This is a genomic window from Colwellia sp. MB3u-41 (assembly GCF_014076845.1).
Lineage (GTDB): Bacteria > Pseudomonadota > Gammaproteobacteria > Enterobacterales > Alteromonadaceae > Colwellia_A.
Genome location: NZ_JACGUT010000082.1, coordinates 263,614 through 278,498, shown reverse-complemented (window position 1 = coordinate 278,498; position 14,885 = coordinate 263,614). Strand labels below are relative to the sequence as shown.

The following is a 14,885-nucleotide window of genomic DNA, read 5'->3' as shown; positions in this document are numbered from 1 at the left end:
TGTAAAAAGAAAGACTAACTCTTTATTGCTGATAAACAGTTAGTAAAAAATTAAAGGAAGAATTTACGTTTATGAATAAAATAACGCTCGCACTTTTAGCTACATTAGGTAGCACCGTAGTATCATCATTTTTTTCTCCGCTAGTACAAGCAGAAGATTCATTACAAACTATTGAAACAGAACATGCACGCATTCATTTCCATAAAGACTACCAAGCCTTTGCACAACAAGTCGCGAGTAAGTTTGAACCTATTTATGCTGATGTGAGTGCTCGAGTGGGTTTTGAGCAAAACGATAAATTAGATTTCCTTATTGGTGACGATTTTCACCAAGCGAATGGCTATGCAATTCCCTTAACAGCAGGGAAAATAGTTAAAGTCTTTTCCAGTTCTCCGCGTTCTGAAGAAGCGCTTGGCGCATATAACGACTGGCTAGATTTAGTGATAAGTCATGAGCTTACCCATAAAATTCACATGTCACAGCCAAGCCGTAGTTGGCGTTCAATGTTAGATTCAAGCGTACTTGATTCCGACATACTTAATTTTTCCCGCTATCCTCGTTGGGTAACAGAAGGATACGCAACAGTCATCGAAACAGAATATACTCAGCAAGGGCGAGTAAACAGTGATTATATCAAAGCGATGTTGCAGCAGTGGGCTACAGAAGGCCAATTACCCAGTTATGATGCCTTAAATGGTAATAGTAGCTATGAAGGTAACCGTATGGCGTATTATCAAGGTAGCGCATTTTTATTTTGGTTACAGGCAAATTATGGTCAAGAAAAACTGCAGCAGTTATGGAAACGTAGTACAGCAAAAAAATACCGTGACTTTGACGATGCTTTTACCGGCTTATTTCTAGATAGTCCAAGAACTTTATATAAAAAGTTTGTTGTTGAACAAACGGTATCCGCTAAACAAACACAACTTATCACGGATAACACCGGAAGTGTGTGGCAAAACAATAGTTTTAAAGTGATCAGTAGTGAACCTTCTCCGCAACAAGATAAGTTATTGCAACTTGAAGTAGACGACAAAGGTTATACAACACTCAGTATTTTCTCGTTTGCAGAAAATAACAAAGCGAAAGATAAATTTATCGAAGATAACGAAAAGTTGCTTGAAGCTGATAAAGAAGATGTTGCTAATAGCACGCCTGAAGTCTTTAATCGAGAAGCTGAAATCGTCATAAAATCAGCTAAAAAGTCGCAATGGCGACAAGCACGTTGGTTAGACGATAATCACGCCTTGGTATTGCAATCTCAGTTACAAGACAATCAAGAGTTGGGTTTTGAACTAGTGAAGGTTGAACTAACAACAGGCAAGGTTGAAAAAATAACACAATCTTTGCGTCTTCATGACTTTACGCTTACGCCCGATAAAAAGTCAGTGATCGCGACCTCGCATTTTGCTGGTTTTAATCAACTGATAAAAATTTCGTTAGGTGACGGAAGTTATCAGTCTCTTGATAGCAAAAGACTTAATCAACCGATGGACAACTTAACGTTGAGTCCTGATGGTGAAACACTTGCGTTAATGGCTATTCATGAAAAGCATTGGCAGATACACTTTTACCAATTAGCCACGCAAAAGTGGCAAGTTGTCAACTTACCGTTAACAGGAAATTATACCTCGCATTTGCGTTGGCAAACAGAGGGGGTATATTTTTCACAAAGCCATAATAATATCACTCAAGAAGTAAGTAGGGGGGTTAAAGACAATGTTGCGGTTGATGTTTATCGTTTACAACCCGAGACAAAATCTTGGCAGCAACTTACCCAAGGGGAGAAACTTGCCACCAATGCCTTTACTATTAATGACCAGTTAATTTACTTATCTACCACTAGCCAAGGGCAAGATACTTATAGCCAAGATCTTAATAAAAGTATAACAGAGCAAAAGCTACCATCAGGTAACTATGAGCTGTTAACACTTGATAAACCGGTACCAGAAATAAGTTTAGCAAGTGACTTATCGACAAAAAATTACGGTATAGGCCCGCAAACAGGGATTATAACATTGACTACAGGCTATATCAGTAATGAGGATAATGGTCTGGATCTCGTCATTCGTGGTGGCGATCCATTAGGACGCTTACGTTGGCAAGCGGCGGTTACTCATGGAGACCAGCAAGATCATGGCGCGATATCAATTAAGAGTAACTGGCAAAATATCGAGTGGTTTGCTGAGTTTATTGATAGCAAATATGAAAATGATTCTTTGAAGCGTAAAAACCAGTTATTCAATATAGATTTAGCGAAAACATTTATAATATCAGACAGCAGTCAGTTGAAAGTACAACTTGGCGTGGGTACTGATGATATTGAATATTTTTCTGATAGTTTACTCACGCAAGCAGACGATGAAATTAATCATTATCGCGTACAAGGCCAATATGCTTTTCAGCATAATATAGGCAGAATTAACTATGGTTTTTCATTCAATGCTGCACTTATTGATTATGAAAGTTCAAAACAAGAAAAGCATACGTGGCAAAGAAATGATGTTGGGCTTGGAGCTTTTATAAGTATTGAAGATTACGCATTGAAATACAGCTATCAAGACAGTGAAGTTGATGATGACACACCATTCTATGCGTTATTGACTCAAGGTGGACAATTAGCAACAACAACGAGCCAAGTATTAACAAGTCATAAAGTAGATCCAAGAGTGCCACTTGCATGGCAAACAGGCTTTCACTTCAAACAGCATAATGTTGAAGTAGACGTAAACGATTTTACACTGTTCTATTTACAACATGAAGCTGACGAAAATGACACTCTTGCTGCTTATGGTGTTGAATTAAAAATATCAATGACAGGAAACATGACACCATTACTTGATGGCTTAACCTTACTGGCAGGATTTTCTTGGTATGAAGAGCAAAATACCTTTACTGACTTAATTGAAGATCAAAGTCAGTTTTATCTTTCAGGTACTTATCAATTTAAGTAAGTAAAAGTATAGAAAAACTAGCCTGCGAATATAAATAAACGATCGTAGGCTAGATCATACTCAGTTAAATCAAACCAAGTAAAGTTAATTAGAAGCTATAAACCAGTGTTAACGCCGTTTGAGTATTGGTGTTTTCTTTGCCTTCTTCAACATCAGTATTATGATCAATCTTAAAGCTAACTTTTAGCTGTAAAGTAGAAATCAATTTTGTTGTAATAGAGCTTTCAGCTTGATAATTACTGTTTTCGCCACTTTTTGTTGCGTATTTAGCAACAAATAGCTGTTTAAATTTAACATGTTCGTTTAACTTACGCGTGTACAATGCTTGCGCTTGAATAATGAAAGCGCCCTTGTTTTCAGTGTACTCATTACCGTTTTCATCTTCTAAACGCACGACGTCTTTTTTGTAACCCGGTCCAATATCAGCATCAAAGGTAGCCATTTTACTTTCATACCAACGACGACCCCAACCAGCAGAAATCGAACTTTGAGTTTCAAATCCACCAAAACGATTGTCGTCGTGTGATAGATTTCCGTAAACGTAATTGGTTTTTTTAGTGCCAATGGTATAGTTTGTTTGACCGACTATTTTCCATTGTTGATCTGTTGTTTGAGAGCGTTCAACACCCTCTTCATCTTCAATTTCAGCTTTACTTGCAAGCAAGTCAAAGCGAACCGTACTTCGCCATTCGCCTAATTGATGATCTAAATCGAAGCCTGCTTTTATATCAGTACTTTTATTGTCACCCGTTTTAAATAGTGCGCCTAATTCCGCTGACATACTTAATGGATCTTTAGGAGCTTCTACTTCTTCGGCAAAGGTATTAAGTGATAAGCTGCCGCATAAGGCAAGAATTACTAATTTATTGTTCATTTTTGGTCTCTTGATTAACATGTACAGAAAGTTGTGGGAATGGGATTTCAATGCCAGCATCGTCTAAGGCCATTTTAATTGCTTCTAATAAATCAAAATGTACAGGCCAATAATCGGCTGTTTTAACCCATGGACGCACAATAAAGTTTACCGAGCTATCGGCTAATGCACTAACACCTATGGTAATAGCAGGTTCTTTTAAAACTAAGTCATGGCGACTAACCACATCTTTTAATATTTTTTTTGTTAGCTTTAAATCTGCGCTATAACCAACACCAATCACTAAATCTATTCTTCTCGTAGGTTTTGCTGAGTAGTTAGTAATTGTGCCATTTGTAATGCCACCATTAGGAATAATAACTGTTTTGTTATCACCGGTTCTTAACTGTGTTGAAAATACATGGACTTCTTCAACAATACCTGCGGTACCTGCGATCTCTACAAAATCTCCAGCTTTAAAAGGCTTTAATGAAATAAGTAAGATGCCGGAAGCAAAATTTGATAACGAGCCTTGTAATGCTAAGCCTATAGCAAGACCAGCGGCACCCACAATTGCCACTAATGAGGTGGTATTAAAACCTAAGTGAGAAATTGCAGCAATAAAGGCAACCATCACAACTAAGCCATAAATTAAGCTAGCGATAAAAGAAATTACGGTATTATCGAATTTTTTATGCGTTAATACTTTTTTTGTTGCTGAACTGATGAGTTTTGCGAAAAGTCTACCGATGATAAAGATAGCTACTGCAATAATAAATTTTATTAGGTTTTCTTGTAACATTGGTTGATTTTCATTTAACCAATTAATGATATTGTCCATTTTTATACTCCGTGGAAAAATAGCCCAATGATTATAGTTAACTTGTATAACGATTTCTAATTATATTATAAAAAATGCCCATAAAAAAAGGGCCTAAGCCCTTTTTTATCGATGAGATGTTAACTACTTTACAATAGCAGTAAGCTTGCCTGCATCGTATAAATCAAACATTGTATCTAATGAAATAGGTTTGATTTTATCTGCGTTACCTGAAGCGCCAAATGAGTCATAACGCGCAATACAAATTTCAGTCATCGCTTTAGTGGTTTCAGCTAAAAATTTACGTGGGTCAAATTCGCTTGGGTTGTGTGCTAAGAAGCGACGAGTTGCCCCCGTTGATGCTAAACGTAAATCAGTATCGATATTAATTTTACGCACACCGTTTTTAATACCTTCTTGAATTTGCTCTACTGGCACGCCGTAAGTTTCAGGAATATTACCACCATATTCATTGATAATTGCTAACCACTCTTGCGGGACTGATGATGAACCGTGCATCACTAAGTGGGTATTTGGGATACGATTATGTATCGCTTTAATACGGTCAATGGCTAGAATATCGCCTGTTGGCGGACGGGTAAATTTGTAAGCACCATGAGAGGTACCACAAGCAATAGCTAAAGCATCAACTTGAGTTTTCTTAACAAAGTCCGCGGCTTCTTCAGGGTCTGTTAACATTTGTTCTTTCGTTAAAATACCTACTGCGCCAATACCGTCTTCTTCACCGGCTTCTCCGGTTTCTAAAGAACCTAAACAGCCTAATTCACCTTCAACAGAAACACCACAAGCATGAGCCATTTCGACAGTTCTACGTGTTACATCTACATTGTATTCGTAGCTTGAAGGTGTTTTACCGTCAGACATCAAAGAACCGTCCATCATGACGGATGAAAAACCTAATTGAATTGAACGCTGACAAACACTGGGTGAGGTGCCGTGATCTTGATGCATAACAACAGGGATATGAGGGAATTCTTCAATTGCGGCTAGAATTAAGTGACGTAAAAAAGGAGCACCAGCATACTTACGAGCACCTGCAGAGCCTTGTAAAATAACCGGGCTATTGGTTTTGTCTGCAGCGATCATGATTGCTCTGACTTGTTCTAAGTTGTTAACGTTAAAAGCGGGAATACCGTATCCGTATTCTGCTGCGTGATCTAACATTTGGCGCATAGAAATTAAAGCCATTGAATTACTCCTAAGTATTTAAGATGTTATATAGTGTTTTTACTTAATTTCAAAACGCAAGTTTCATTATGAAATTTAAGCTTTCGTAACGTAAGTATATCAGATAAGAAATTGACATGGCAAAAGAAAAAAATGTCGCCTCAGTGGTTTTTATTTGTTTGTTTTATGTCTGATTTAAATAATGTTCGATAATTACCGTCAAGAATCCCATTTAACTCACTTTTTGAGAGAAATTTATACTTTTGTTTTGTAAGTTTACAACGAAAGAGCAGAAGTTATGATGAAGTGATATTTTTGTTTTATAAAAACTTTATTAGTTAAAATACAATGATAGTTATCTAAAAATGAAAAAGCCCTGATCTATAAAATAAATCAGGGCTTGAATAACATTAATTAGTTGTTTTTTTTGTAGATAATCACTTACGACTGAGCGCGTTCTTCTAAAATAGCGACAGCAGGAAGTTTTTTACCTTCTAAAAACTCTAAGAAAGCACCGCCACCTGTTGAAATATAAGAGACTTTGTTGGCGATATTATATTTATCAACAGCCGCTAAAGTATCACCACCACCGGCAATGGAAAAAGCTGAACTTTCAGCAATAGCTTTAGCAATAGTTTCGGTGCCGCGACCAAATTGGTCAAATTCAAAAACACCTACCGGTCCGTTCCAGACAATAGTGCCAGCATTTTTGATTATCTCAACTAATGCTTGTGCTGAATCTGGGCCGATATCAAAAATCATATCTTCATCAGTCACATCATTCACAGATTTTATTGTTGCAATGGCTGTTTCTGAAAACTCTGTGCCAGTAATAACATCGGTAGGTACCGGAATATCACCATTATTTGTTTTTGCTTGTGCTGTTAAGCGATTCGCTTCATCAAGCAAATCTTTTTCGTATAATGATTTACCCACATTATGACCATTTGCGGCAATAAAGGTATTCGCAATACCACCACCAACCACTAATTGGTCAACAATATTAGCTAACGACTCTAGCACCGTTAATTTTGTTGAGACTTTAGAGCCACCAACAATCGCCACTAAAGGACGTGCAGGGTTATCAAGTGCCTTTCCAAGCGCTTCTAATTCACCTGACAATAAAGGACCGGCACAAGCGATAGGGGCAAACTTTGCTACGCCGTGTGTACTCGCTTGCGCGCGATGAGCGGTGCCAAAAGCATCCATAACAAAAATATCACAAAGTGCCGCTAATTTTTTCGCCAAAACATCATCATTTTTCTTTTCGCCCACATTAAAACGAATGTTTTCAAAAACAACTAATTCACCGACTTTTGCATCAACGCCGTTTAAGTAGTCTTTCGCTAAGCGTACTGGAGCATTTAATGTAGCTGCTAAATAGTCAGCGACGGGCTGTAAAGAAAACTCTTCGTTGTACTCACCTTCTGTTGGTCGACCAAGGTGAGACATGATCATTACTTTTGCACCCGCTTCTAAAGCGAGTTTAAGGGTAGGTAAAGCTGCTCTTAATCGAGCATCAGAGGTTATTTTTCCGTCTTTAACAGGTACGTTGAGATCTTCTCGGATCAAAACTCGTTGATTGGCGAGTGCCAAGTCGGTCATTTTAATTACTGACATTTGCTGTTTCCTATTGAATAAATTTTAAAGTTGCGGGTATTTATATCGTTCTTATTTTTTTAAGCTGAATATCTTTTGCCATGGCTTTTGCTGTATCTATCATGCGATTGGCAAAGCCCCATTCGTTATCACACCACACCAGCATTTTAACTAGACGTTTATGGCTAACACGCGTTTGGTTACCATCTACAATGCAAGAATGTGGGTCGTGATTAAAATCTACAGAAACCAGTGGTTCTTCGGTATAACCTAAAATACCCTGTAAGCCATTATTTTGGGCAGCAATAATCGCTTGGTTAATCGCGTTAATATCAACATCAGTCGACAAGGTTAAGCTTAAATCCATCGCGGTAACATTAATAGTAGGCACTCGAACGGCAATCGCTTCAAAACGCCCAGCAAATTTGGGTAGTATTCTTTCAATGCCTGCCGCCAATTTTGTGTCAACCGGAATAATAGATTGGCTTGCTGCCCGACTAAGGCGCAAATCTGGATGGTAAGCGTCGATAACTTGTTGATCATGCATAGAGGAATGAATAGTGGTAATACTGCCACTTTCAACGCCGAAAGCTTCATCAATTACTTTTATCACAGGGACAATACAGTTTGTTGTACAGGAGCCGTTTGAAACTATTTTATCTTTCTCACTGAGCTGACGATGATTAATTCCATAAATAATGGTGGCATCAACGTCTTGTTCTCCAGGGTAAGAGTAAAGTACTTTACCAGCCCCCTGACTTAAGTGAATATTTCCATCATGTTGATTAGCAAATTTACCGGTGCAATCAAGGACGATATCAATATTATTTTTTTTCCATGGCATATCGCCAAGTGACTTCTCATGACTCAGTTTTATTACATCACCGGCAATCACTAATTGATCATCGATTAACTCAACTGAAAAAGGAAAACGACCATGGGTGGTATCGTATTTTAGTAAGTGGGCGATGCCTTTTGGCTCGGCAACCTCATTAATAGCAACAAGCTTTAAATAGCTGTTATCAGCATTTTCATATAAAGCACGAGCTACACTTCGGCCAATTCGACCAAAGCCATTGATAGCAATGTTTACAGACATAAGTTTATTGGCATAGGTTGATAGTATTATTTATGATATTAATAAAAGTAACAATCCCTTAAGCGATGATTGATGTCGCTTAAGGGTGTTAGCTTATAGACTTTGGTTAATACTTAAAGTTGGTTTACTGTTTTAACAACGTTTGCAACAGTGAAGCCAAAATGCTCGAGTAATACGTTACCCGGTGCAGATTCACCAAAGGTTGTCATACCGACAACAGCGCCAGAAAAACCAACGTACTTGTACCAAAAATCAGTGTGCGCCGCTTCTATAGCAACACGCTTTATCACTGATGAAGGTAATACCGATTCTTTGTACTCGTTTGATTGAGCATCAAAAGTGTTGGTAGAAGGCATAGAGACTACGCGTACTTTTTTACCTTCAGTGGTTAATTGTTTTGCTGAATCAAGCGCTAAAGAAACTTCAGAGCCGGTCGCAATTAAAATTACGTCAGCAGTGCCGTCACAGTCTTGTAATACATAAGCGCCTTTGGCAATGTTTGCTACTTGCTCATTGTTACGTGCTACCGCAGCTAAACCTTGGCGAGAGAATATTAATGACGTAGGGCCATTTTTACGTTCAATTGCTGACTTCCATGCAACAACAGATTCTGTTGCATCACACGGGCGCCAAGTATCCATATTCGGAGTCGTACGTAAATTAGTTAACTGTTCGATTGGTTGGTGTGTAGGACCATCTTCACCTTGACCAATAGAATCATGCGTGTAGACAAAAATATTTTGAATACCCATTAAGGCAGACATACGGACCGCATTACGCGCATACTCCATAAACATCATGAACGTTGCGCCGTAGTTGATGAAACCACCGTGCAATGAAACGCCATTCATAATACCACTCATACCAAATTCACGCACACCGTAATAGATGTAGTTACCCGCAGCGTCTTTCTCAATACCTTTTGAACCTGACCATAACGTTAAGTTAGACCCCGCTAAATCGGCAGACCCCCCCAATAATTCAGGTAAGATAGCGCCAAAAGCTTCAATAGTATTTTGCGACGCTTTACGTGAAGCAATATTTTCGCCTTTATCTTGGCAAGCTTGCACTAAGGCACTGGCTTTTTCTTCGAAGTCACATGGTAAATCACCCTTAATAACTCTGCGCTCGTATTCAGCGGCAAGTTCTGGATGAGCTTGTTGATATGCTGAAAATTGGTCATTCCAAGCAACTTGGCTTGATTGACCTTTTTCTTTTTGATCCCATTCAGCGTAAACATCGCTTGGAATTTCAAAAGGGGCATGTGGCCAATTTAACGCTTTACGTGTCGCTGCAATTTCTTCATCGCCTAATGGTGCGCCATGACAATCATGTGTACCTTCTTTATTAGGTGAGCCAAAACCAATAATCGTTTTACAACAAATCATTGAAGGTTTATCAGTGACGGCTTTAGCTGCTGATATAGCTGCTGCTATAGCTGCTGAGTCGTGACCGTCAACGCTTATTACGTGCCAGCCATAAGCTTCAAAACGAGCAGGAGTGTCATCAGTAAACCAACCTTCAACTTTACCGTCAATTGAAATACCGTTGTCATCCCAAAAAGCGACAAGTTTGCCTAAGCCTAAGGTACCGGCTAATGAACATACTTCATGAGAGATACCTTCCATCAAACAACCATCGCCTAAGAAGCAGTACGTAAAGTGATCAACAATATTGTGACCATCACGGTTAAATTGTGCGGCAAGTGTTCTTTCAGCTATTGCCATACCAACCGCATTAGAAATACCAGCACCTAACGGGCCTGTCGTTGTCTCTATGCCTGGGGTATAACCATATTCTGGATGCCCAGGTGTTTTAGAATGCAATTGGCGGAAGTTTTTTAATTCTTCAATCGGTAATTCATAACCGGTTAAGTGTAATAAAGAATATATAAGCATTGAACCATGACCGTTCGACAAAACGAAACGATCGCGGTCAGTCCAGTTCGGATCAGTTGGGTTATGCTTGAGAAAATCGCGCCATAATACTTCGGCAATATCTGCCATGCCCATTGGGGCTCCAGGGTGTCCGGATTTCGCTTTTTGTACGGCATCCATACTTAAAGCTCTAATTGCATTGGCCAGTTCTTGACGAGACGGCATATTGACTCCAAATCTTTATTATATTTATACTTATATTAACTAAGTATATGAGGGTGAAAGTGGTGCCATTTTCGCCTAGACCACCACTAAACTGCAAACGATATTATGCAAATAAGTGTTTTTTTTAATATTAGTTAGATTAAATCACTAAAAACAACACTAATGTTAACACGATGTAATTGGAGGGCGTTTCTATTTCATCAAAATTGATTGCTGATAAATGGTTGAATTGTCGATATTAATCGTATAGATTGGTTGAGTTTTGTACAGATGTCAAAATAACAACAAAAACACCTGACACAGGAACATTTATGAACAGGTCATCTTCACGAGGAATTAAGCTGACGACAGTGCTTTTTGCGGTAATCGTATTAGCTGTTTCAGCAGCATTGAGTAGTAACTCAATCGTAGGAGACAAGGATGTTACAGTAGAAAAGTCAACCAGTGAATAATATTTGATGGTGGGCGTATATATTTTAGAAGCCTCGTTTTACGAGGCTTTTTTATGTTTGAAATATAGGGGGTATTCAGGGTTACAGCGAAGTAGAAAGCAACCTGAATTTTCCAATTAGTCTGCTTTCAAAGTATAAATGCATTTATGTACTTCAATGAATTATTAGTTTGTTGTTCAAGAAAACTGCGTAAATAGCTCGACTAATCTTGCTATTAACATATTCATGCAAAATAAGAATTACGGCCAATGCTTGGCTAAAATTATTTGCATACTTTGGAGGTGGCGTCCCTGAGACGATTCGAACGTCCGACCTAGCGCTTAGGAGGCGCTTGCTCTATCCAACTGAGCTACAGGGACTTTATAATACTGAAAACGTTACTAATTTATATTAAAACTTGTTGTTGTTCTAGTTTTATTTTTTATAGACATAAATGAAAAATAATTAATTACAAATAACGGTTTATTATTCGGTTTAAATCGTTTTATACTGCAAGATAAGTTGATCTAAGGATCATAGAAACTATAAATAAGAGGTTGAATTTGTTAAATAAACGTTACAAAAAAGTTACCTTTATTTTTTGGTTCTTGATTAATTATTTATTCATATCCATGCAAACATTTGCCAACGATGAAAAAATAAATAGTGACTTCATCTTTTTTGTAGAACGCGTTGAACACTTACAAAATACCAATATTGCCGGTGCACTTGCGCTGCTAGATTCTTATCAAACAAATATCAATGTGCTTACTGTTGAAAATCAGGTGAAATATTTTCAAGTAATGGCAGAAATATATATTGAAACCTCGCAGTATAGGTTAGCGCATAATGCAGCGTCTCAAGGGCTAAAAATTGCACAGCATTTAACTAGTCCAACCCTTTTAATTTCAGAACTTTCTTACTTACGTGGTTTTTCTTTAGAAAGCTTAGGTGATGCTAATGGCGCGGTCGAAAACTATCTGAATGGTTTAGAGGTCGCTGAATCACTAGATGCCGAAAAATTTATTGCTGATGGCTTTATAAATTTAGGCGCGGTTTATTACTTAACAGAACAATTCGAAAAATCACTAACTATGCTCAATAATGCTTTGGTCATTGCGAATACACTCGATAATGAGGAGCTTAAAGGGTCGGTTAATAGTGAGTTGGGTATTTTATACTCTTATATGTTTAATTCTCAAAAATCAGTAAAATTTTACCAAGCATCTTATGAACATTATAAAAAAGCAGGCATGGAACTTTATGCGCTAAATAGTTTACAAAATATAGCGATAAATCACATGGAAGAAAATCGTTATGAACAAGCGATTCCCTTGTTTGAAGAAGTTATAGAGAGCGCGAGTAAATTAAGTAATAACGAACTTATTGGTGGTGTTTACACGCGTTTATCTATGTCGCACGCTATGAAAAAAACGCCTGATTTAGACGTTGCCTATCAGTATATTACGCTTGCAGAAAAGTACCTTAAAGGCGTACAGCAGCATAACGCGTTATTGTATTTTAATGTAAACAAGGCATACGTACTTGAAGCAATGGAACGCTACGATGAAGCACTTGAAAGTTTAGACATTTCTGAAAAATTATTAGCACGAAACAGTCAAACTAAAAATACCTTTTCACATTATAATTTAATGTATTTGCAGTCTGAAATTTATTATAAAAAAGAAAAATATAAACAAGCTTACGAAAAACAGTCCCAATATCTCACTCGTTTATTTAACGATCAGTTAAACGTAAATATGGAAAAGGTTGAAGAACTTAGGCTACGTTATGAAAGTAAACAAGCAGACCTAAAAAATAAAATTCTTGAGCAGGAGCGTTCTGTACAAATAATACAACTGAGCGATGTAACCTACCATGAAAAAAACTTACAATTTTTGATTTTTTTTGTGGCTTTGATCGTATTATCACTAGCCTGGTTTTTGTTTAAAATGGTACAAAGTCAAAAACATTTAGTTCGCATTAGCCAAGTAGATGATTTAACCGGCGTTGCTAACCGCCGACGCTTAATGGAATTGGGCGAACAAATGCTTATTCACGCAAAAAAAGAACAAAGTTTTTTTAGTTTACTTATGCTTGACGTTGATAACTTTAAAGCAATCAATGATGATTTCGGACATAATACTGGCGACAAAATACTTAAAAATATTGCTGAGTTAGCAAATAGTATTATGCGTAAAAATGACAGTTTTGGCCGTTTTGGTGGTGAAGAATTTATTATTTTGTTACCTGATACGTCATCACAAAGTGCTTACGAGATTGCTGAACGGTTGCGCTTAAGTATTTATAATCAAGTCTGGTCTTGTAAAGACCTTGCAGGTGTTACAGTAAGTATTGGTATATCTTCTAACCAAAGAGAAAATGATAAAAGCTTTGCTCAACTCATAAAAGATGCGGATATTAATATGTATCAAGCGAAAAAATTAGGTAAAAACAGGGTGTACTTTTAATGAGATATACTTTTTTCATGGGTATTTCAAAGAATTTCTTGCTGAGCCTTTGTTTTGCAAGTGCTGCATTTTCTGCAATAGCTCGGCCTTTTTTAGGTGCGGATGAAGTAAGCGATAAAGAAAATAATAGTTTAAGCGTATCAGCAGGTCCCGAAAATATTTTAGACAATAAAGAACTTCTACCCGTTAATGACCGAATTTTATCTTTGTTATCTCTCGTACAACAAAAATCTACAACGAATACCGCTAAAGTTGAAGATGTTTTATTGCAACTCGAAGATATTAACTCAACCTTTAACGCTGCAGAAAAATATTTAATATTTTTTATACATGGTTTAATCGAACACTACTCAAACAAGGACAAACAGGCAATAATTTGGCTTGAAAAAACATTGGTTTTACGAGATAAAATTCCCGAAAAACAGTTGTATTTACCTGAGTTTTCAGAAGTAAACCTTATTTTAGCTAAGTCTTTCTCTGCTCAGAAAGATTTTAAGCAAGCATTCGATTATAAGAAACAATATATAAGAAATGGTTATCAATATTTTGATGGGACCCGAGCAGAAAAGATCAAAGATCTGAATAAAACCTATGCCACAGATCAAAAAATTAAACAGAATGAACTATTAGCCAACCAAAATAAAATTAAACGTTTAAACATTATTGCCGCAGAAAATAAAAAGTTTGCCCAACAACGTAATATTTCAATTTTGCTTATTACTGTTATTGTTTTTCTTATACTTTTATTTAGACAAATCAAAGCGAAGAAAAAATTAAGGTATTTAGCAAAAATTGACAGTTTAACGAACTTATACAACCGACGTACTTTATTTGAAAAGGGTGCTCAAGCGGTAGGTAAAGCAACAGATGCAAAAAAAAACTTAAGTGTTATTTTGCTTGATATAGATTTTTTCAAAAATATAAACGACAATTATGGCCATGATGTTGGTGACGAAATTATTAAAATAATTGCCCAGTTAGGTAGTGAAACTATGCGTTCTCGGGATCTGTTTGCTCGTTTAGGCGGCGAAGAGTTTGTTGGGGTTTTACCTGGTGTCGGTTGTGCTGAAGCTAAAGCTATAGCTGAGCGTTTACGCGAAAAAGTGGCAAACAAAGACTTGTCTGAATTTAACATTAAACAAAATCTCACTGTAAGCATCGGTGTCGCTTGTTTGGAGCAAGTTGCGCCAAATTTTGACGATTTACTTAATGCTGCTGATATAGCAATGTACTCTGCTAAAGGCAATGGTCGCAATCAAGTTTGTCAGTTTAAGGATCAAACTCAAGATAATAACGACTAATTTAGACATATTGCTAAAGAAGTATTTTCCCCTCTCGTATAATCATATAAGCTAGAGCTCAGCGAAT

At 37.2% G+C, this 14,885-nt stretch carries 10 protein-coding genes and 1 tRNA gene; 4 read left to right on the top strand and 7 right to left on the bottom strand.

The window, feature by feature from the left end:
- Positions 1–71: 71 nt before the first annotated feature.
- The gene (locus tag H4J73_RS15025; protein ID WP_182177133.1) at positions 72–2,954 is read left to right on the top strand and encodes a hypothetical protein; all 2,883 of its coding nucleotides are present in this window, start codon (positions 72–74) and stop codon (positions 2,952–2,954) included.
- Between the two features lie 88 nt (positions 2,955–3,042).
- Here the strand turns inward: H4J73_RS15025 and H4J73_RS15020 are convergent, their stop codons facing one another.
- The 6 genes from H4J73_RS15020 to tkt all read right to left on the bottom strand — a co-directional run bounded on the left by H4J73_RS15020 (position 3,043) and on the right by tkt (position 10,615).
- Positions 3,043–3,828 (bottom strand): YdiY family protein, encoded by a 786-nt coding sequence (locus tag H4J73_RS15020; protein ID WP_182177132.1) that lies wholly within the window; start codon positions 3,826–3,828, stop codon positions 3,043–3,045.
- Positions 3,818–4,648, bottom strand: a complete 831-nt coding sequence (locus H4J73_RS15015; RefSeq protein WP_182177131.1) for a mechanosensitive ion channel family protein — start codon at positions 4,646–4,648, stop codon at positions 3,818–3,820. Before H4J73_RS15015 ends, H4J73_RS15020 begins: the two co-directional genes overlap by 11 nt.
- A gap of 123 nt (positions 4,649–4,771) precedes the next feature.
- Entirely contained in the window at positions 4,772–5,836 is a 1,065-nt protein-coding gene (fba, locus tag H4J73_RS15010; protein WP_182223626.1) for a class II fructose-bisphosphate aldolase, read from the bottom strand.
- A gap of 420 nt (positions 5,837–6,256) precedes the next feature.
- Entirely contained in the window at positions 6,257–7,435 is a 1,179-nt protein-coding gene (locus tag H4J73_RS15005) for a phosphoglycerate kinase (RefSeq protein WP_182177129.1), read from the bottom strand.
- A 40-nt stretch (positions 7,436–7,475) separates the two neighbouring features.
- On the bottom strand, positions 7,476–8,513 hold the full coding sequence (gene epd / locus H4J73_RS15000) for an erythrose-4-phosphate dehydrogenase (protein ID WP_182177128.1): 1,038 nt from the start codon (positions 8,511–8,513) through the stop codon (positions 7,476–7,478).
- Positions 8,514–8,626: 113 nt separating this feature from the next.
- Entirely contained in the window at positions 8,627–10,615 is a 1,989-nt protein-coding gene (gene tkt / locus H4J73_RS14995) for a transketolase (protein ID WP_182177127.1), read from the bottom strand.
- Between the two features lie 311 nt (positions 10,616–10,926).
- Between tkt and H4J73_RS14990 the strand changes: the two genes are divergently transcribed.
- The gene (locus H4J73_RS14990) at positions 10,927–11,067 is read left to right on the top strand and encodes a hypothetical protein (RefSeq protein ID WP_182177126.1); all 141 of its coding nucleotides are present in this window, start codon (positions 10,927–10,929) and stop codon (positions 11,065–11,067) included.
- 282 nt (positions 11,068–11,349) lie between these two features.
- Here the strand turns inward: H4J73_RS14990 and H4J73_RS14985 are convergent.
- Positions 11,350–11,426 (bottom strand) — tRNA-Arg (locus H4J73_RS14985).
- Between the two features lie 183 nt (positions 11,427–11,609).
- Here H4J73_RS14985 and H4J73_RS14980 point away from each other — a divergent pair.
- Together H4J73_RS14980 and H4J73_RS14975 are read left to right on the top strand one after the other, a co-directional pair.
- Positions 11,610–13,517 (top strand): GGDEF domain-containing protein, encoded by a 1,908-nt coding sequence (locus H4J73_RS14980; RefSeq protein ID WP_182223627.1) that lies wholly within the window; start codon positions 11,610–11,612, stop codon positions 13,515–13,517.
- Entirely contained in the window at positions 13,517–14,818 is a 1,302-nt protein-coding gene (locus tag H4J73_RS14975) for a GGDEF domain-containing protein (RefSeq protein ID WP_182177124.1), read from the top strand. Before H4J73_RS14980 ends, H4J73_RS14975 begins: the two co-directional genes overlap by 1 nt.
- Positions 14,819–14,885: the final 67 nt, after the last annotated feature.